This is a genomic window from Burkholderia sp. SJZ089, from assembly GCF_007828315.1.
Taxonomy (GTDB): domain Bacteria; phylum Pseudomonadota; class Gammaproteobacteria; order Burkholderiales; family Burkholderiaceae; genus Burkholderia; species Burkholderia gladioli.
The window spans coordinates 356,157-376,715 of sequence record NZ_VIUM01000002.1; the positions used below are offsets into that span (position 1 = coordinate 356,157).

Sequence of the window (20,559 nt, forward strand, 5' to 3'; positions counted from 1 at the left end):
TGAATCCCGGTTTCACGACTTCAACCGATCAATAGTACGCAACAGACCAAATGGACCTCGCGATGAATACCAACGATCACCCGCTCGCCCACCTGTTCGAGAACAACGACGCCTGGGTCAAGCGCAAGCTCGCCGACGACCCGCAATTCTTCGAACGCCTGAAGGACCAGCAGGCGCCCGAATACCTGTGGATCGGCTGCTCCGATTCGCGCGTGCCCGCCAACCAGATCATCGGCCTGCCGCCGGGCGAGGTGTTCGTCCACCGCAACATCGCCAACGTGGTGGTGCACACCGACCTCAACTGCCTGTCGGTGCTGCAGTTCGCGGTCGACATCCTGAAGGTCAAGCACATCATGGTGGTCGGCCACTACGGCTGCTCGGGCGTGAACGCCGCGCTCACCAACCGCCGCGTCGGGCTGGCCGACAACTGGCTGCACCACGTGCAGGACGTGCGCGACAAGCACGCCGAGCTGCTGGACCAGTGGCCGGTGGGCGAGGCGCGCTACCGCCGCCTGATCGAGCTGAACGCGATCGAGCAGGTGGTCAACGTGTGCCGCACCACCATCGTCAACGATGCCTGGACGCGCGGCCAGCCGCTCACCGTGCACGGCCTGGTCTACGGCGTGCACGACGGCCGCATGCGCAACCTCGGCATGGCCGTGTCGGCCGCCGACGAGCTGGCCAGCGTCCACCAGCGCTGCGTCGAGACGCTCTCGGCCGGGCGCGCCAGCTCGAGCGACGACAACGACATGGTGGCGGCCGACGCGGCGCAGTTGGCCGACGTCGCGGAACAGGTCGCGAAAACACTCAAGGAGACGAAACATGACCAATGCTGAACATGATCCGGTAGTGATCGCCGCGGCGGCCCGCACGGCCATCGCGAGCTTCCAGGGCGCCTTCGCCACGCAAGGCGCGCCGCAGCTCGGCAGCGCGGCGATCGCCGCGGCGCTGGCGCGCTCGGGCCTGGCCGCCGAGCAGGTCGACGAGGTGGTGATGGGCTGCGTGCTGCCGGCCGGCCAGGGCCAGGCGCCGGCGCGCCAGGCCGCGCTCGGCGCGCAGCTGCCGCAGGCCACCGGCTGCACCACGGTCAACAAGATGTGCGGCTCGGGCATGCGCGCGGCGATGTTCGCGCACGACATGCTGCTGGCCGGCTCCGCCCAGGTGATCGTGGCCGGCGGCATGGAGAGCATGACCAATGCGCCCTACCTGCTGCCCAAGGCGCGCGGCGGGATGCGCATGGGCCACGGCCAGGTGCTCGACCACATGTTCCTCGACGGCCTGGAGGACGCCTACGACAAGGGCCGCCTGATGGGCAGCTTCGCCGACGAGTGCGCGGCCGAATACGGCTTCACGCGCGAGGCGCAGGATGCCTACGCGATCGAGTCGCTGGCGCGCGCGAAACGCGCCAACGAGGACGGCTCGTTCGGCTGGGAGATCGCGCCGTTGACGATCGCCGGCAGGAAGGGCGAAACCGTGGTGGCGCGCGACGAGCAGCCGTTCAGCGCCAACCCCGACAAGATCCCCACGTTGAAGCCCGCGTTCGGCCCGAACGGCACGGTGACGGCGGCCAATGCCTCGTCGATCTCCGACGGCGCCGCCGCGCTGGTGATGATGCGCGCCTCCACCGCCGAGCGCCTCGGCGCCGCGCCGCTGGCGCGGGTGGTCGGCCACAGCACCTTCGCGCAGGCCCCGGCGCGCTTCGCCACCGCGCCGGTGGGCGCCCTGCAGCGCCTGTTCGAGCGCACCGGCTGGCGGCCTTCCGACATCGACCTGTTCGAGATCAACGAGGCCTTCGCGGTGGTGGCGATGGCCGCCATGAAGGAACACGGGCTGCCGCACGAGCGCGTCAACGTCAACGGCGGCGCCTGTGCGCTGGGCCACCCGATCGGCGCCTCCGGCGCACGCATCCTGGTCACCCTGCTCGGCGCGCTGCGCGCGCGCGGCGGCAAGCGCGGCGTGGCCAGCCTCTGCATCGGCGGCGGCGAGGCCACCGCGATGGCCATCGAGCTGATCTGAGCCCACGGCGCGGCGCGCGGGCGGCGCCATTGCAGCCGCCCGCGCGCCGCGCCGCCCGCTTCAAGCAAGGAGAACGATTCGATGAAAACCGTCCTGATCGTCGGCGCCTCGCGCGGCCTCGGCAGGGAATTCGTGCGCCAGTACCGGCGCGACGGCTGGAACGTGCTGGCCACCGCGCGCGACCCGGCCTCGCTCGACGCGCTGCGCGCGCTCGGCGCGACCGCCCACGCGCTCGACGTGACCGATTCCACCCAGCTCGCCGGCTTCGGCTGGAAGCTCGACGGCGAGCGGCTCGACGCGGCGGTGGTGGTGTCGGGCGTCTACGGCCCGCGCACCCAGGGCGTGGAGACCATCGACGCGGCCGACTTCGACGCCGTGATGCACACCAACGTGCTCGGCCCGATGCAGCTGCTGCCGATCCTGCTGCCGATGGTCGAGGACGCACGGGGCGTGCTGGCCTTCGTGTCGAGCCGGATGGGCAGCACCGGCGGCATCAGCGGCACCACCGGCTGGCTGTACCGCGCCAGCAAGGCCGCCCTCAACAACGTGGTGCGCGTGGCCGCGCTGCAGACGCGCGAGGCCACCTGCCTGTCGCTGCATCCCGGCTGGGTGCGCACCGACATGGGCGGCGGCGACGCCGCGCTCGACGCCGAAACCAGCGTGACCGGCATGCGCCGCGTGCTGGCCAGGGCCGCGGCCGACCGCGCCGCCGCCAACGGCCGCTTCTTCCAGTACGACGGCGCCGAGCTGGATTGGTGAGCGCGATGAACGAACGTTCCAGCGAGGCTTCCCGCCCCACTTCGTCCACAGCCGCCGGTCGGCCGGCACTGTGCCCCTGCGGCGGCGCGCAACCGGGCCGGCGGCCCGAGCGAGCGCCGGCCTACGCGGCCTGCTGCGGCACGCTGATCGACGGCGGCACGCCGGCGCCGAACGCCTGGCAACTGATGCGTTCGCGCTACACCGCCTACGTGCTCGGCGAGACGGCCTACCTGCGCGCCACCTGGGATCCGGCCACCTGCCCGGCCGATCTCGAGGCCGGCGACGGCCCGCGCTGGCTCGGCCTCGACATCAAGCGCTTCGCCGAGCAGGACGCCGCCCACGCCGTGGTGGAGTTCGTGGCGCGCTACAAGGACGGATCTCGCGCGCACCGGCTGCACGAGACCAGCCGCTTCTCGCGCGACGAGCACGGAATCTGGCGCTATATCGACGGCAATGTAAGCGAACGCTGAGTCAACGCCACCGCGGCGGAGGAAGGGTTATTCCCGCATTGCACAAGCTGAATTTGTCGGGCTAGGATGGACCCGGTTTCAAACGAAATGGGTCGCGGGAATCGACATGGTGTTTCGCAAGGTGTTAGCAGCTTGGATGGCGGCGTCTCTGCTGTCGGCCGCCCAGGCCGGCACCTTGTCCGCTGCCGCGGCCTCCCCCGACGCGATCGCGTCGCCCGCCCCGACTTCCTCCACGGCTTCGCTGGCCGGCGCCGAACGGTTCGACTACAACGAACCGGGGCTGCCGCAGATCACGGCCGACATGAACGAGCAGATCATCCGGATCCCCGCCGATCGTGACGGTTCGGTGATGCTCGAGGCCACCGTCTTCAAGCCGAACGGCCCCGGGCCGTTCCCGCTGGTGGTATTCAACCACGGCAAGAACCCCGGCGACCTGCACGACCAGCCGCGCAGCCGGCCTGTCGCCTTCGCGCGCGAGTTCGTGCGCCGCGGTTACGCGGTGGTGGCGCCGAACCGCGAGGGTTTCGCGGGCTCGGGCGGCACCTACGTGCAGGAAGGCTGCGACGTCGAGCGCAACGGCATGGCGCAGGCGCGCGACGTGTCCGCCACGGTCGACTACATGGCGAAGCAGCCCTACGTGGACGCCAACCGCATCGTGGTGGCCGGCACCTCGCACGGCGGGCTGGTCTCGCTGGCCTACGGCACGGTCGCGGCCAAGGGCGTGAAGGGCATCATCAACTTCTCCGGCGGCCTGCGCCAGGATCTCTGCGACGGCTGGCAGAAGAACCTGGTGAGCGCCTTCGACACCTACGGCGAAAAGACCCAGGTGCCCTCGCTGTGGATGTACGGCGACAACGATTCGGTCTGGTCGCCGGCCCTGGTCGAGCGGCTGCGCGAGGCCTATGTCTCGCACGGCGCGAGCACCCTGTTCGTCGACTACGGCAGCTACAAGGACGACGCGCACCGGCTGATCGTCGATCGCGACGGCGTGCCGATCTGGTGGCCCTCGGTCAACGCCTTCCTCAGCGAGCTGCACATGCCGACCACGGTGCTCTATGCCGTGGCCTGCCCGCACATGCCTTCCGCCTCGGGTTACGCCTCGATCGACGCCGTCGACGCGGTGCCCTACCTCGACGCCGCCGGCCGCGAAGGCTACCGCCACTTCCTGAACCAGCATCCGAGCCGCGCCTTCGCGGTGTCGGCCGAAGGCGCCTGGTCCTGGGCCGAGGGCGGCGACGACCCGATGGCGCTCGCGCTCGAGAACTGCCGCAAGCAGGGCACCGGCGCCTGCCGGCTCTATGCCGTCGACAACCACGTGGTCTGGCATGCCAACGAAGGCACGGCCACGGCCGAGGCGGTCGCGCCGGCCGACGGCGCCACCCACGCGCTGGCCAGCCGCTGAGCGGCGCTTCGTAGCACCGCCTTCCTGTCGTCCATCGCGCACGCGGCGAGACCCACCGGGCCTCGCCGTTTTGCCATCTGCGTCACCGTTTCCGCTTCGCGTCCACCTTGCGCCGACCTCGCCCCGTCGCGTCCGTCGACGACACTTCGCCTGATCGCCGACGCTGCCGGGCGCCTTACGCGCGATAGCCGCATCGATCCCTACCTTTTTCACCGCGCGCCTCCCGCGCCGCTTCCGCTCGATTTCCGTCCGTCGGGTGGCGCCACTTTGCCGTCGTCATCTGCACGCTATCCCGGGCATCGCGCCCGAACCGTCGCGAGCCCCCCCAAACCTCGCGCAACTCCATGCCCAGCAAGGCTCCGTGCGTTTGTAACCGATGCTGCGCGAGGCCCGGAATCGCGCTAATCTCTGGCCCGTTTTGGTTTTGCACGCAGGCGCGTCGGTAGCCGGCGCGGGGCGCACGTCGCCCGCCGGCCGCCGCCTCGATGGACCGGCGCGGGGCCGCTGCCGCGGTTCCACCCGAATCTCGTCCGAATCCCGCCGCGCCGCGTCCCGTTCCGGAGCCGTTTTGAGCACACAACCCGACGACTGGGTTGCGCGCAGCCTGCGCGCAGTCTGGCACCCCTGTACGCAGATGAAGCACCACGAGCGCATGCCGCTCGTGCCGGTGGCGCGCGGCGCCGGCCCCTGGCTGTACGAGCGCGACGGCGCGCGCTACCTGGACGCGATCAGCTCCTGGTGGGTGAACCTGTTCGGCCATGCCAACCCGCGCATCAATGCTGCGCTGAAGGACCAGCTCGACACGCTCGAGCACGCCATGCTGGCCGGCTGCACGCACGAGCCCGCCATCGAGCTGGCCGAGCGCCTCGCCGCGCTCACGCAGCACACGCTCGGCCACGCCTTCTTCGCCTCGGACGGCGCCTCGGCCGTCGAGATCGCCCTGAAGATGAGCTTCCACGCCTGGCGCAACGCCGGCCGCGGCGAGAAGCGCGAATTCGTCTGCGTGGCGAACGGCTATCACGGCGAAACCATCGGCGCGCTCGGCGTGACCGACGTCGCGCTGTTCAAGGACGCCTACGACCCGCTGATCCGCCACGCCCACGTGGTGGCCTCGCCCGACGCGCGACAGGCCGCGCCCGGCGAGAGCGCGGCCGAGGTGGCCGCGCGCGCGCTGGCCGCGGTCGAAACGCTGTTCGCCGATCGCGCCGGCGCGATCGCCGCGCTGATCGTCGAGCCGCTGGTGCAGTGCGCGGCCGGCATGGCGATGCACGACGCGTCCTACGTGAGCGGGCTGCGCGCGCTTTGCGACCGCTACCAGGTGCACCTGATCGCCGACGAGATCGCGGTGGGCTGCGGACGCACCGGCACCTTCTTCGCCTGCGAGCAGGCCGGCGTGTGGCCCGACTTCCTGTGCCTGAGCAAGGGCATCAGCGGCGGCTACCTGCCGCTCTCGCTGGTGCTATCGCGCGACGCGATCTACCAGGCCTTCTACGACGACGACACCGCGCGCGGCTTCCTGCATTCGCATTCCTACACGGGCAATCCGCTGGCCTGCCGCGCCGCGCTCGCCACGCTCGAGCTGTTCGACAGCGACGACGTGCTGGCGGCCAATGCGCGCAAGTCGGCGCGCCTGCGCGAGGCGCTCGCGCCGCTCGCCGAGCGCGACGAGGTGCGCCACCTGCGCCAGCGCGGCACCATCCTGGCCTTCGACGTGGCGCTCGACGCCGAGCAGGCGCGCGGCTTCTCGCGCCGCTTCTTCGAGCAGGCGCTCAGGCACGAACTGCTGCTGCGCCCGATCGGCACCAGCGTCTACCTGATGCCGCCCTATGTGCTCGACGACGGCGAGATCGACTGGCTGGCCGCGCAAACGCGCGCCACGCTCGACGCCACGCTGGCGGAGGTGCGCGCATGAGCACGCCGAACCCGCCGAGCCTGCTTGCCGCGCTCGAACGCGGCCTGGCCGAGATCGACGCGCAAGGGCTGCGCCGCGTGCGCCGCACCGCCGACAGCGCCTGCGGCGCGCGCATGACGGTGGACGGCCGCGAGATCGTCAGCTTCGCCAGCAACGACTACCTGGGCCTGGCCGCGCATCCGGCGCTGGTCGAGGCCTTCGCCGAAGGCGCGCGCCGCTACGGCTCCGGCAGCGGCGGCTCGCACCTGCTGGGCGGCCATTCGCGCGCGCACGCGCGGCTCGAGGACGAGCTGGCGGAGTTCTCCGGCGGCTTCTGCGCCGCGCCGCGCGCGCTCTACTTCAGCACCGGCTACATGGCCAACCTGGCCGCGCTGACGGCGCTGACCGGCCGCGGCGCCGAGATCTTCTCCGACTCGCTGAACCATGCCTCGCTGATCGACGGCACGCGCCTGTCGCGCGCCGGGATCAGCGTCTATCCGCATGGCGACATGGACGCGCTGGCCGCGCAGCTGGCCGCCTCGACGGCCGAGACCAGGCTGATCGTGTCAGACACGGTGTTCAGCATGGACGGCACCATCGCCCCGCTGCAGCGGCTGGTGGCACTGGCCGAGGCGCATGGCGCGTGGCTGGTGATCGACGACGCGCACGGCTTCGGCCTGCTCGGCCCGCAAGGGCGCGGCGCGCCGGCCGCCTATGGCCTGCGCTCCGAGCACCTGATCTACGTCGGCACGCTCGGCAAGGCCGCCGGCGTGGCCGGCGCCTTCGTGATCGCGCACGAGACCGTGATCGAGTGGATGATCCAGCGCGCGCGCAGCTACATCTTCACCACCGCCGCCCCGCCCTCGGTGGCGCACGCCGTGTCGGCCAGCCTCGCGCTGATCGGCGGCGAGGAGGGCGAGGCGCGGCGCGCCCACCTGGCCGCGCTGATCGAGCGCACCCGCGAGATCCTGCGCAACACGCGCTGGCAGCCGATCGACTCGCGCACCGCCGTGCAGCCGCTGGTGATCGGCGAGAACGACGCGACCCTGGCCGCGATGCGGGCGATGGACCAGCACGGCCTGTGGGTGCCGGCGATCCGCCCGCCCACCGTGCCGGCCGGCACCTCGCGGCTGCGCGTGTCGCTGTCGGCCGCGCACGACTTCGACGACCTGGCCCGGCTCGAGGCCGCGCTGAGCGCCGCCGGCGCGGCGGAGGCGGCGGCATGAGCGCGTCCCCCACCGCCTCCACGTTGTCCTGCTTCGTCACCGGCACCGATACCGAAATCGGCAAGACCTTCGTGTCGGCCGCGCTGCTGCACGGCTTCGCGCGGCACGGCCTGCGCGCCGCGGCGATGAAGCCGATCGCGGCCGGCGCCGAGGAACGGGATGGCGTGCTGCACAACGAGGATGCCGACCAGCTCGACGCGGCAGCCAACGTCGCGCTGCCGCCCGCGATCCGCACGCCCTTCATGATGAAGGCGCCGGCCGCGCCGCATATCGTGGCCGCGCAGGAAGGCCTGAAGCTGGAGATCGGCACCATCCTGGCCGCGCACGCGCAAGCCTGCCGGGCAGCCGAGGTGGTGGTGGTCGAGGGCGTGGGCGGCTTTCGCGTGCCGCTCGACGACCGGCTCGACACCGCCGACCTGGCGGTGGCGCTGAAGCTGCCGGTGGTGCTGGTGGTCGGCGTGCGGCTCGGCTGCATCAACCACGCGCTGCTCACCGCCGACGCGATCGCCGCGCGCGGGCTGCGCATCGCCGGCTGGGTGGCCAACCGCGTCGACCCGGCCATGCTCTATGCCGACCAGAACATCGCCACCGTCGCGCAATGGCTCGCGCGCGAGCACGATGCGCCGCTGATCGGCGAGATCCCCCACATGACGCCGCCGCGGGCAGAGCAAGCCGCGGCGGCACTCGACATCGAACGGCTGCTGGCGGCGCTTCGCGGCGCGAACGCCGCGCGGCCCTGAACGACAACCGCTGATCCCCGACCCTACCGAGGACCCGACCATGACCCAAGCCCAAACCGTGAGCACCGACGCGAGCATCGCACCCGCAGCCGCGCCCGCAGCCGTTCCCGTGGCCGCGCCGGTATCGCCGCGCTGGCGCGTCGCCGACGTCGTCAAGCTCTACGAACTGCCCTTCAACGACCTGCTGTTCCGCGCCCAGCAGGTGCATCGCGAGCACTTCGACGCGAACGCGATCCAGCTCTCCACCCTGCTGTCGATCAAGACCGGCGGCTGCGAGGAGGATTGCGGCTACTGCTCGCAATCCTCGCATCACGAGACCGAGCTGAAGGCCAGCAAGCTGATGGACGTGAGCGCGGTGCTCGACGCCGCGCGCGCGGCCAAGGCCAACGGCGCGACGCGCTTCTGCATGGGCGCCGCCTGGCGCAGCCCGAAGGAGCGCCATATCGAGCCGCTCACCGAGATGATCCGCGGCGTGAAGGAGATGGGCCTGGAGACCTGCATGACGCTGGGCATGCTGGAGGACGAGCAGGCGCAGGCGCTCTCGGAAGCCGGCCTCGACTACTACAACCACAACCTCGACACCTCGCCCGAGTTCTACGGCCAGGTGATCTCGACGCGCACCTACCAGGACCGGCTCGACACGCTCGACCGGGTGCGCGACGCGGGCATCAACGTCTGCTGCGGCGGCATCATCGGCATGGGCGAATCGCGCCGCGAGCGCGCCGGGCTGATCACCCAGTTGGCCAACATGAACCCGTATCCGGAATCGGTGCCGATCAACAACCTGGTGGCGATCAAGGGCACGCCGCTGGAAGGCACCGCGCCGCTCGACCCGTTCGAGTTCGTGCGCACCATCGCGGTGGCGCGCATCACCATGCCCAAGGCGATGGTGCGGCTGTCGGCCGGGCGCGAGCAGCTCGACGACTCGATGCAGACGCTGTGCTTCCTGGCCGGCGCGAACTCGATGTTCTACGGCGACCAACTGCTGACCACCAGCAATCCGCAGGCGCAGAAGGATCGCGAGCTGCTGGCGCGGCTGGGAATGCGTGCCGAGTCGGCGCAGCAGATGCCGGCGGAAGCCGCGGCCGAGCCGGTGAAGTGCGCGCATGCGCCGGGGCCGGTGGCGAACTGAGCTTCGAACTGGCTTGAATGAGATCGGCGCGCCGCGGTTGGGCGCGCCGATTTTGTTTTCGGGCTTGTGGGGAATTCGTGAGGAGTTCGTTCAGCGCGCCGCGCCGGCCGCCGCGTCGAGAGTGGCGCGAACCTTCGCGACCAGGCGCGCATCGACCGGGCCCCAGGACTCGCCGCGCTCGCGCACGCCGGTGCCGAGGTGGACCGCGCGCACGCCCGTGGCGCGCACGAAATCGCCGATCGAATCGACCGTGAGGCCGGCGCCGGCCAGCACTTCGCAGCCTTGGCCCGCAGCGCGGCGCGCCAGGCGCGCGATCGTATCGCGGCCGTCGAGCGCGGAGGGATGGCCGCCCGAGGTCAGCACGGAGGTGACGGCCGGCGTCTTCAGCAGCGTCTCGAAGGCGGCGTTGAGATCGCGCGAGACGTCGAAGGCGCGATGGAAGGTGATCGGCTTGCCGCCGGCGGCCTCGACGATGCGCGCCAGCGCGGCGGCATCGATGTCGCCATGGGCGTTCAGCGCGCCGAACACGATGCCCGAGGCACCGGCGGCGACGGCCGCCTGCGTGTCGCGTTCGAGGATCGCGAGTTCCTCGGCGGTGTAGACGAAGCCGCGGCTATGCGGACGCACGATCACGTTGACGGGAATCGGCACGGCCCGCGCCACCGCCTCGATCAGGCCGATGCTCGGCGTCAGGCCGCCTTCGGCCAGCCCGGTGACGAGTTCGATGCGATCGGCGCCGGCGCGCGCGGCGGTCTGCGCGTCGGACAGCGTGGTGGCGATGACTTCGAGGAGGATGGACGGAACGGGCATGGGGCGATGGCGGCTTCCGGGGAAAGCTGCATCATAGCCGAGGTGGGATGGGGGTGTTCCGGGGCAGAGATGCCCTAATGCGGAATTGGATTTTTCTGGGGTAATCACATCACGTTGTTGTAGTCGTACATGTATTCCTCGTACTCTTCATAACTCCATACATGGCCATCCAATCTATCAACCAAAATGGCGCCACCGACTTTTTCCTCGCCCCCCACCGCTGACGACTGTCTAAATAAATAATACAACGGCGAAGCTTCAGCTTCACCGTCCGCATCGGCCAACAACGCACAATTGTTTCGCGACATACGCCCATCAAACATACACACAGAAAACATCAGCGCCGGCAACTTACAACACCACCCAAATTCACTACCAACCCGCCTCAAATTCGATTAGCAGTTACGCTTTAATAGCGAGAAATCCATCGCTCATAGATATATCACCAAAATTCTTTCTAAAAAGAGGAATTAATTCATCACAGCCCAAATAAACAACATCCTCAAGACGCTCCCCCTCAGGAGTAAACATAACGGCCCAAAAATCGATCCTGCTCAGAAAATCAATAAACCCAATCTCAAAACCATCACGCCCTTCCGCCCCCACCAAACACCACTTTTGATATTCATCCAACAGGGGACCATCGATACTCACAAACTCCAACTCTTCGCATCGAGGTCCTTCAGGGAGTCTATTTAAAATAAACCGCGTCACGGGATGCACACCAAACTCAACCCCCATCACAATTGACGATACATATCGGGATGGCGAATCAATCTCGACAATTTCATCACCCCACTGCACAGTTTTAGGAGGAAGCATTTTAAAAAAACGCATCCTATCCACTTTCAAAATCACCAATCCAAATTTGGCATTCATAAAATCAATAAATATCCAAAAAATAATTTGACAGACCTACCACCCTAAATAGGAGCACACTCACATTCATAGATATATGATCCCGGATGAAAGGAATCTGGAAAATTGACCTGCGAATTTTTTAGTCGAATCAGCGGCCGATCCAACCGCTGCGCCCTGCATCGCGCCGCCGACACCGCTACCACCCAGCCCCCTCGATCAAGCCGCCGCCCGCCACATACAGCATGGTCCGATTGCTGCCATCTTCAGCCCAGTACTTGGCCTCGTCCAGATAACCTCGCATCGCATCAAGGTCGCCGCGATCCTGCGCGGCCTTAGCCTCCTTGATCGCGTCGTCTCGCTTGCTGTCCGCGTAATCCCCGATCTTCGTGGCGACCGCCTCCCCAGCGGCCGACACCGCGTTCATCAGATCGGCTTGCTGCGCAATGGTGTTGTTCACGTCCGGCAGCTTCGACACGGCGCCATTCGTGCCGGTCGTGTCGCGGCTCAAGTTCGTCACATCTTGCGCTTGATGATTCGGGTCCGTGGCCTGGATCTGGCCGGCGCCCACGGCGCTACGCGTCGTCGAACTTGAACTGCCGCTCTCGTGCGCATAGGTTGGGGTACCGTCTCCGCCTCCTGGCACCGACGCAGTCCCATGAGAAGGATGGCTGCTGCTGGCAATGTCGCTGCTCAGCCCTTCGCTGCAACCGGTGCTCGTCGCCGTGAAATCGGAGTGATTCTGGATATCGCTGAAATTCAGCGTACCAGTCGTCAGCGAGTTCTTGCCTGGATCGGCCACACTCGAAATGACGCCACCCTTCAAATCGGTATGGCCGCTCACGTTGACATCGAATCCCCCCGTGCCCGCGACAATGCAGCTCTGCTCGTTATCGTGCCCAAACTCTTTTTTACTACGGTAGTCCGAACAACAATCGGTGAACCTATTACACGCCTTATGCTCGAATGCTCAGAGGGAAAGGATCACGCTGCGATTCCTCGCTACCGCTTCGCAAAGAAAGTCACGGAGTGTCATCAACTCTGACAGCAACGCTTCTCGCGATACGCTTGCTTTCAAAGGTTTGTGTTTGGCTGTCCAGCGATACACGAATTCAACATCACGCACGTCCAGCTCCTGCAAGGCACGCGCCCGAGCCTCTAGAGCAATAATGACTGTCTTAACCACCGACACGTCGGCCTCGTCTTCTTCATATTGATCGAACATCGTGCTGCATTTCGCATTGAAATCCGACCAGAATTTCGAAGAGAACAACCATTCAGACAGTGAGCCTGACAGGCGTAACTGACCACCTTCTTCCACTGAAAAAAGAGATTCCTGCATCCTCATGACATAGCCTTTACTTGACTGGATCAAGCGCTCGGAAACCGTTTCAATGACGAAAAATCAACCTGCCATATATCAAGCTCATAGAGTTCGCCATACTCATCCAAGTTGACGGCAACCATAATTGGCACGCCATCACTATCGATGAACTCCTTTTCGACCAGCTGCACACCAAGACGGCGAGGGCGCGCATCCGAGGTACAAAAGCGCAGCCCCCCCATTCCACCGTCGTTCATTTCTTCAACTCGAACGTTAGCAAGAGAACCTAGAAGCTCCTCCGCTCGAGGTCTCCCCGCGATCAGCGCGGTTAGCAGCGCTCTTTCATTATCCTTCAACGATCTCACTCTCACTATGCCCATTTTCATCTCGACGATGTAATTCCACCTACGTTAATCGTGCCATTCTGGAACTTGTACGAACTGTAGTTGAAGATCGCTCCATTCACAACAACCGTACCTGTGTGCTGCGCCTGCGGCAATGAAGCCCCAATATTATTGAGGTTGTCGGTAATCGCATTTTTAACTGCGCTTTCATAGTATCCACCAGGCAGTCCAAATCATAAACCAGCAGCATCTAGCATTCCCTGGGCAGTCCAAACTGCTTGAGCAGAGCGAAAATGCTTACCTTTGCCCCTGGAGCGCAATACCAGATTTCAATAATTTATTGCACAAAAAACTCAGAAATCAAAAATTCAAACGAGCAGCAAAGAACATTATTAATATGACTCATCTTAATTGCGATGCTCCTCGCAGAAACTTGATTTGTCAGTACCGAATCGGTCGCGCTCACATCCGATTCGGCGATCATCAGGTTGCCGCTGCCCGCAGTGTCATGGCTGGTCGCAACGAACCTAGCCATGTCGGTCGCTCACGTCAACAAGCCCTTCTCGGTTTCCGAGTCCTCGGATAATGCGCTCGAACTGTGACTTGACCGAAGCTGCCCTGCACCCGGATACTCGGCGGCTGCGCCAGCTCCAGCCTGATTCCAATTAATCAAATCAAACCAGAAAATTGAAATTTCAATGACAAACTATTCTCTGGCGTACGCTTCGAATACCCCCCTTTCGACTTCAAAATACAATCTTCCGCATACGGGACATCGATACACAGTTACACTCGCATCATCGATAAGATCATAAAACTCATCCCCGCTAGGTACTTTTCCGGCATCTAGCTCATCGGCAAAATTACCTACGCGAGACATTGGCACCAAGCGCCACTCGCACTCCGGCCAAACACCCGATAAATTCAGTACGTTCCCGCATTTACATGCAAACTTCGGCATCTTAGCTCCCTTGCACTGGTCGATTAAAGCGAACGATAGTTCCGTCCGATTTTTGGAAAAATAATGTGTGGATGGACTGAGCGCTTGGCTTACCCCATGTGCGATCAGCAATTGACGCCATATCAGAGTTCGAAAGATCAGCTTGAACAAGAACACCGGATGCTTGGTCAGATTTTTTTTCAATAGTTCGAACAATTGCGTTCAAGGATGTCTCGCTTCCCGGGGTGTAGACGTCCACTTGACCAACGCCACTTACTGATAGATCGGCCGTCCGTACGTTTGGTACTCCCTGAGAGGAAGCTGTAGCTTGTTGCACAACATCGTGTCCCAAGCTCGCTAAACCTTGTCCGGCACGAAGCTCATTGGCATCAGGAGTTGCTCCAGCCTCTACGGTCACATTACCCGAGCTGGTGGTACCCCCTCCCCCATCATTAAAAATCGCATGGCTCGGTGCAATCCCCTGGCCCGCCAACGCCTGCGCGGGTAACGCACCGGCTGCCGAGTTTACCAACACCGCACTCGGACTCGCACCTGGAGGAGGCCCACCCTCCATCCCAAGAACTGCGTTCGCAGCCAATGCAATACCTTGCAGGATCCTCTCCAGCGTTGATGTCCGCTTGCCACCATCACTGATACCCGCAGCCTGTTCAAGCGTATCGATATCCGTCGAACCCGAATCTCGCCACTGGTTGTACAGATTAACGTTGGCCGCCGCCGCAGCCCCCGTCGTCCCTCCCACGATCCCGCCGCCGATGCCGGCCAAGGTATTGCCCGCGAGCTTGCCCAACAGGTCCGAACCCGTCTCCGCTCCAATCGCATCGGCGATCTGCTTCGTCGTCCCGGCCAGGGAAGACGCCAGGCCCGCCCCGGCCGCGCCCTGCATCGCACTGCCGACACCGCCGCCACCCAGCCCGCCGATCAAGCCGCCACCCGCCACATGCAGCATGGTCCGATTGCTGCCGCCCTCATCCCAAGACTTGGCCTCGTCCAGATAACCCCGCATCGCATCGAGGTCGCCGCGATCCTGCGCGGCCTTGGCCTCCTTGATCGCGTCGTCTCGCTTGCTGTCCGCGTAATCGCCGATCTTCGTGGCGACCGCTTCCCCAGCGGCCGACACCGCATTCATCAGATCGGCTTGCTGCGCGATGGTGCTGTTCACGTCCGGCAGCTTCGACACCGCACCATTCGTGCCGGCCGTGTCGCGGCTCAAGTTCGCCACATCTTGCGCTTGATGATTTGCGTCCGTGACCTGGATCTGGCCGGCGCCCACGGCGCTACGCGTCGTCGAACTCGAACTGCCGCTGTCGTGCGCATAGGTCGGAATACCGCCTCCGCCTCCCGGCACCGAAGCAGTACCGTGCGAGGGATGGTTGCTGCTGCCAATGTCGCTGCTCAGCCCTTCGCTGAAACCGGTGCTCGTCGCCGTGAAATCGGAGTGATTCTGAATATCGCTGAAACTCAGCGTACCGGTCGTCAGCGAGTTCTTGCCTGGATCGGCCGCACTCGAAATGACGCCGCCCTTCAAATCGGTATTGCCGCTCACGTTGACATCGAATCCCCCCGTGCCCGCGACAATGCCGCTCTGCTCGGTGACGCCAGCGTAATCGCCATGCCCGTTGCCGTTCTGCACGCTGACACTGACGCTAGCCCCCGTCGTGCTCACGCCAAGCCCCCCCCCCACGCTGCTCTGATGCGCCGCGCTCGTCGTCACATCCTGCACGCTCGCCACATTCAGGTTCCCGCCCACGCTCGCGCTCACCTGGTTCGCATTCACGCTCGCGCCGATCAGGTTGGTGTCCCCTCCGCTCACGATGGTCGCCGAATTGCTCGCGTCGATATGCGTGTTGTTCTGCATGGCGGCATCGGAATTCCCGTCGCCGTGCGCCTTCTGCATCGAGGCGGAAACACCGACCCCGGCCGTCGAGATGGAAATCCCGATACTGCCGCCCGACGACGAATTCGTGCTGCGCGTCGAATCGGTATCCGTCGTGTTGACGAGGTTCACCTGGTTCTTGGCGACCAGCACCGCATCGGCCGCGCTCACGTCCGAGCCGGCGATCGTCAGGTTGCCGCTGCCCGCCGTCCCGTCTCCGGTCGCCACCAACGTGGCCGTGCCGCCAGCCCGCGCCGACGAGCCCTTCTGGGTCACCGAGTCCTCGGACGATGCGCTCGAACTGTGGCTCGACCCGAAGCTCACCTGCACCCCGATGCTCGGCGCCTGCGCCGTCTTCGGACCGATCCCCGCCGCCGAGCCGAGCGTGGCGATGTCGCCCGCCGCCGCAATCGCATGCAAGGCGGAAGCGCGCCCGTTGCCGTCCTCGGCCGAGCTGCGCGCGGCCTGCGTCTGGCTGATCGCATTGTTGAGCGCGTCGCCGATCGTCCCCGACAGCCCGATCGTCATGCCACTCTTGCTGATCTGCTGCGTCTGCGACTGATGCGAGGTATCCGTCGCCGCATCGATCGTGACGGTCGCGGCCGTGCCGCTCAGGTTCTGCGCGGCGATCAAGTCGCTGCCGGTCACATGCAGCGTGTCGCCGGCGCGGATCGTCAGGTTCCCCGACAACGAACCCACCGTGCTCGCATTGTTGGTGACGCTCGTCTCGTCGTCGGTGGTCGCGAGCTTGCTGCTGCCCACCGACACCGACAGGCCGCCGCCCGCCATCAGGCCGGAATGCTTCTCCGAGTAGCTGCCCGACGAGCTCATGCTGTCCTGCGACGTGGTGATGTTCACATCGTGCGCGGCAACCAGCGACACGTCGTTGGTCCCGACGATGGTGCTGCCGCGCACGTTGAGATCCTGGCCGCTGACGATCGACACCGCGTCCGCCGAGATCGTGCTGCCATCGGCCGAAGTGGTGGTGGTATTGCGCGAGCTCGAAATCGCCGTCGAGCTCACCACGCCGCTGTGCGTATGCGACTCGTGCGAATCGTCGACGTGCGTTTCGGTCACCTCGCCGATCGTCACGTTGCCGCCCGCCACGAGCTGCGCGGTGCCCTTGTCGAGCGACACCACGCTGCCGAGCACGTTGATGTCCTTGCCGGCCGCGATGGTCAGACTATCGCCGCCCTGCAGCGTGGTCGCGGTGACCGCGTCGTCGGACTTGTGCAGTGTTTCCGCGTAGCTGCGCCCGCCGCCGCTGCCCGAGCTGCTGCTGTCGACGGCCGAGGTTCCGACCGCGGCCTGCAGGTTCAGGCTGCCGCCCACCGCGATGGTCCCGCCGCCGCCGAGATTCAGGTTCGCGCCGGTCGCATCGAGGTTGCCGCCGACCACGATCGACGAAGCGCCCCCCACCTTCACGCTGCTGCCGGTATCGGTCACGAACTGCGTGTCGGATACGCCGCCCATGCGATACACGACCTTGGTCTCGCCGGTCTGCTGCACGCCCAGCGTCCAGTCGCCGCCCACGTCCAGGCCGAGCGTGCCGCCCACGTTCAGGCTGCCGGCGTTCTGCTGGAAGTTGCCGCTGGTGGTGATCGACGCGTCGCCACCCACGTTGATGCTGGCCAGTGGCCCGAGCGTGCTCGACACGCGCGTCGCGCCATTCGGGCCGGTCTGGCTCAGGGTGTTCACGGCCGAGTCGAGCACGAGGTTGCCGCCGGCCTGCAACTGCAGGCTGCCGGCATTCACCGTGGCCGAGCTCAGGTTGACGTCGCCGCTGGAGACGAGCGACATCTTTCCGCCGCTTTCCAGCGTGCCGAACGAACTGTCGATGGTCTGCGCGCGGATCGAGAAATTGTCGGACGCGCGGATCGTGCCGCTGTTGTTGACCGCCACGGCATTTTGCAGATCGATATTGGTGGCCGCGATCAAGGGGCCGTTGCCCATGTTCTCCTGGCTCGCCTGCGCGAGATACACCACCGGCACCAGCACGGTCTGACCGTCGACCACCTGGTCCTGCATGATCACGACATTGCTCGTCAACTGCGCGACCTGCTCGGGTGACAGCCCCGTGCCGGGTGCGAGGTCGAGCGCTTTCGCGAGCTGGGCGCCCGAAGTCATCAGCGCCTGGTACTCCGCCTGCGTGTCGGCATAGTTGGTCAGCACCGACTTGCCGGTCATGGCCATGATCTGGTCCTGCACCAGCTTCTGCTCGTAGAAGCCGTCGCCGAGCCGCAGTTGAACCTTGGCCGGGTCCATGCCCGCCTGCTGGAAGTAATAGTCGCTCGACAGCCACTGCTGGGCGCTGGTGAACGCCGGATTCGTCTCGACCAGGTACGGCGCCTTGGGCGCGGTCGCGACGCTGAACAGCCCGCCCTTGGGCAGGGCGATGTTGTTCAGCACGGAAGGCGCGGTGGCATTGGCCACCACCGTCTGGCTGACCGGTCCCACGCCGCCGCTCGCGACCTGGCCGCCTTGCGCCGACACTGCCGCCGCGGGCAATCCACCGGTCGTCGCGATCGCGCCGCTGGCGGCGCTGGCGCCCACCTGCACGCCGCCCGAGCCGCTGCCGATGCTCCCGCTGACCGTGCCGGCCGCCACCTGCTGGCCGGCCGGCGTGACGCCGATCGAGCCGCTGGCCGTGGAGGCGCCGATCTCCCGGCCGCTCGCGCCGCCGCCGATCTGCCCGCTCGCAGCGCCGGCCGAGATGGTCTGGCCCGACGAGCCGGCCTCGACCGAGCCGCTGGCCGCCCCGGCACCGCTGGCGATCCCACCCGCGCCGCCACCGATGGTGCCGTTCACGGCGCCGACGTCGATCGCATGCGCGGCACCGCCGGAGGCGAGCGAGCCGCTCACCGCGCCGGCGTCGACCGCGTGGCCCGATGTCGACGATCCATCGCCGACCGCGCCGCTCAGAGCGCCCGTGCCGATCGTGGTGGTGCCCCCGGCACCGGCGAGCGAACCGCTCACCGCGCCGGCCTGGACCGCAGCACCCGAGTTACCCGTGGCCACGCTCCCCTGCACCGCTCCTGCGGCAATCGTCTGGCCTGAAGAACCCGCGACGATGGATCCGCTCACGGTACCCGCATGGATGTCGCGTGCCGACGAACTGTCGTCGATCGTGCCGTCGACGGCGCTCGCCGCGATCGAGCGCCCGGGTGCGACGGCGTCGATCGAACCGCTCACGGCGCCGGCCGCCACCGTCGCGCCGCCCTGTCCGGCCGGCACCGAACCGCTCACTGTGGAGACCGCGCCCACCTGCGCGCCGGCGCCGAGCTGCAGCGCCGGCGGCGGCACCAGGCCCGCGTTGCCGGCGGTGTTGTTGATCGTCACACCCGTGCCGCTGAAGGTGCCCCCGGCCGTCAGCGTCGACTCGTAGTTGTAGCCCGCCGGCAGCTGATAGGTGCGCACGTCGGCCGGCGCGGGACAACCGCTGCCGCAGAAGGACTGGCTCCACAGGCCGCCCTTGTAGGTCCTGTAGTTGTAGGTGCCGGTATAGGTCACCTGGATCGCGGGGGCGGCCTGGCCGCGCCAGCTGTCCTGGTCGATCGAGAACGGCGACGCGAGGTTGCCGGTCGATGCCACCTGGCTCCAGTAGTTCTGCAAGGTACCGACGGACGAGGCATTCAGGTTGCCGCCGGAGACGATCTGCGATTTCGGCGTGACGTAGGTGACCAAATTCCCGACCGCCGTCCCCGTGTACGTCGTGTTCAGGTAATCACTGTTCATGCTGCCGCCATGCGGCGGCTCGATGTAGACGCCGCCGATGCTGCTCGGGTCGTGAACGTTCTCGCGACCGGTGGTACCGCTCAGGCTGATGCCGAGCGCCTGGACCCAGCCCGGATCGACCCAGCTCGTGAAGCCCGAGGTACCCATCGCGCGCCGGGTGTTCGTCACCAGGTTGGCGGCGATCTGCATGTCGCCGCCCGACTGGATCAGGCCCGACTGGTTGCGCACCAGGCCGGCGTTGTAGTAGTTGCCGTTGCCGTCCTTGCCGCCGGCGAGCACCACCCGGCCAAGGCCGTAGATCGTGGTCATCGCCGCCATGTCGCCCACGCTCGAATCGTCGCGATTCTCGATGTCGGCCGACAGCAGCTCGAGCGTGCCGGCACTGTTGGTCGCGCCGATCAGGGCGCTGGTGCCGAGGTTCGAGATCGATTGCGAGGCATTGAGCGACACGCTGCCGCCGACGATCGTGCCGCTGTTGTACAGCGTGTTCGACTGGGTGCTGAGCGTGCCGCCGGCCGCCAGCGATCCGGTGTTCCAGATCGCGCCGGCCTGGATCACCAGGTCGTGCGCACTAGCGAAGCCGATGTTGTTGCCGAAGTTGCCCGGCACGATGAAGCGCAGCACCTTGCCGGAGCTGAAGCTGTAGTCGGTGGTGATCGAGAAATCGGCCTGCTGGTTCAGGGTCAGCTCGCCGCCGGCGCTGTACACGCCGCCGCCGACGAAGTTCGCGACCAGCGAGAGGTTGTTCGACGAGCCGATCCGACCGCCGGTATTGGCGATGTTGCCGGTGGTGGTGACGCTGACCCCTTCGCTGGCATTGGCGACGTTGCCGATCAGGCCGCCGCTGTTGTCGAGCGTGCTGCCGCGCACATACAACGCGTTACCGCCGAGCTGGCCGCCCTGCGTGTTCGACAGCGCGGTGGCCATGACCTGCACGTTGCCGTTGCCGCTGATCGCGCCCATGCCCGCGACGCCGCCCGCATGCCGGTTGACGAGCTGGCTGCCGCCGTCGACCCAG

At 66.3% G+C, this 20,559-nt stretch carries 16 protein-coding genes and 1 pseudogene; 9 read left to right on the forward strand and 8 right to left on the reverse strand.

What is annotated here, in order from left to right; all coding sequences use genetic code 11:
- Positions 1–62 precede the first annotated feature (62 nt).
- The 9 genes from can (at position 63) to bioB (ending at position 9,636) form a co-directional block, all read left to right on the forward strand.
- Entirely contained in the window at positions 63–836 is a 774-nt protein-coding gene (gene can / locus FB600_RS04710; protein WP_013699537.1) for a carbonate dehydratase, read from the forward strand.
- Positions 823–2,016, forward strand: a complete 1,194-nt coding sequence (locus tag FB600_RS04715) for an acetyl-CoA C-acetyltransferase (protein WP_036048989.1) — start codon at positions 823–825, stop codon at positions 2,014–2,016. Before can ends, FB600_RS04715 begins: the two co-directional genes overlap by 14 nt.
- An 81-nt stretch (positions 2,017–2,097) precedes the next feature.
- The gene (locus tag FB600_RS04720) at positions 2,098–2,775 is read left to right on the forward strand and encodes an SDR family oxidoreductase (RefSeq protein WP_013699539.1); all 678 of its coding nucleotides are present in this window, start codon (positions 2,098–2,100) and stop codon (positions 2,773–2,775) included.
- 5 nt (positions 2,776–2,780) lie between these two features.
- Complete coding sequence (locus tag FB600_RS04725) at positions 2,781–3,245, forward strand: YchJ family protein (RefSeq protein ID WP_046581809.1); 465 nt, start codon at positions 2,781–2,783, stop codon at positions 3,243–3,245.
- A gap of 106 nt (positions 3,246–3,351) precedes the next feature.
- Entirely contained in the window at positions 3,352–4,647 is a 1,296-nt protein-coding gene (locus FB600_RS04730) for a dienelactone hydrolase family protein (RefSeq protein ID WP_098153564.1), read from the forward strand.
- A 568-nt stretch (positions 4,648–5,215) separates the two neighbouring features.
- Complete coding sequence (gene bioA / locus FB600_RS04735; protein ID WP_145756308.1) at positions 5,216–6,559, forward strand: adenosylmethionine--8-amino-7-oxononanoate transaminase; 1,344 nt, start codon at positions 5,216–5,218, stop codon at positions 6,557–6,559.
- Positions 6,556–7,764, forward strand: a complete 1,209-nt coding sequence (gene bioF, locus FB600_RS04740) for an 8-amino-7-oxononanoate synthase (RefSeq protein ID WP_145756309.1) — start codon at positions 6,556–6,558, stop codon at positions 7,762–7,764. Before bioA ends, bioF begins: the two co-directional genes overlap by 4 nt.
- Positions 7,761–8,504, forward strand: a complete 744-nt coding sequence (gene bioD, locus FB600_RS04745; RefSeq protein WP_145756310.1) for a dethiobiotin synthase — start codon at positions 7,761–7,763, stop codon at positions 8,502–8,504. The genes bioF and bioD overlap by 4 nt, the downstream gene beginning before the upstream one ends.
- 40 nt (positions 8,505–8,544) lie before the next feature.
- Positions 8,545–9,636, forward strand: a complete 1,092-nt coding sequence (bioB, locus tag FB600_RS04750; RefSeq protein ID WP_025098644.1) for a biotin synthase BioB — start codon at positions 8,545–8,547, stop codon at positions 9,634–9,636.
- 90 nt (positions 9,637–9,726) lie between these two features.
- Here the strand turns inward: bioB and FB600_RS04755 are convergent, their stop codons facing one another.
- From FB600_RS04755 to FB600_RS38130, 8 genes and pseudogenes are all read right to left on the reverse strand, one after another.
- Positions 9,727–10,446 carry a copper homeostasis protein CutC gene (locus FB600_RS04755; RefSeq protein ID WP_096750113.1) on the reverse strand — a complete coding sequence of 240 codons (720 nt, stop codon included), beginning with the start codon at positions 10,444–10,446 and terminating at the stop codon, positions 9,727–9,729.
- Between the two features lie 104 nt (positions 10,447–10,550).
- Positions 10,551–10,796, reverse strand: coding sequence for a hypothetical protein (locus tag FB600_RS04760; RefSeq protein WP_145756311.1), 246 nt, complete (start codon positions 10,794–10,796; stop codon positions 10,551–10,553).
- 52 nt (positions 10,797–10,848) lie between these two features.
- Positions 10,849–11,325: a hypothetical protein gene (locus tag FB600_RS04765; RefSeq protein WP_145756312.1), complete on the reverse strand. Its 477-nt coding sequence runs from the start codon at positions 11,323–11,325 to the stop codon at positions 10,849–10,851.
- Positions 11,326–11,503: 178 nt separating this feature from the next.
- Positions 11,504–12,148: a hypothetical protein gene (locus tag FB600_RS04770; RefSeq protein WP_145756313.1), complete on the reverse strand. Its 645-nt coding sequence runs from the start codon at positions 12,146–12,148 to the stop codon at positions 11,504–11,506.
- 126 nt (positions 12,149–12,274) lie between these two features.
- Positions 12,275–12,652, reverse strand: coding sequence for a hypothetical protein (locus FB600_RS04775; RefSeq protein ID WP_145756314.1), 378 nt, complete (start codon positions 12,650–12,652; stop codon positions 12,275–12,277).
- Positions 12,653–12,675: 23 nt separating this feature from the next.
- Positions 12,676–13,008: a DUF6984 family protein gene (locus tag FB600_RS38120; protein ID WP_409995210.1), complete on the reverse strand. Its 333-nt coding sequence runs from the start codon at positions 13,006–13,008 to the stop codon at positions 12,676–12,678.
- Positions 13,009–13,934: 926 nt separating this feature from the next.
- A complete protein-coding gene (locus tag FB600_RS38125) occupies positions 13,935–14,879 on the reverse strand; it encodes a hypothetical protein (RefSeq protein WP_409995211.1) in 945 nt (314 codons plus the stop codon).
- 12 nt (positions 14,880–14,891) lie between these two features.
- Positions 14,892–18,410: pseudogene (locus FB600_RS38130) on the reverse strand (hemagglutinin repeat-containing protein); the annotation flags it as partial.
- Positions 18,411–20,559 lie beyond the last annotated feature (2,149 nt).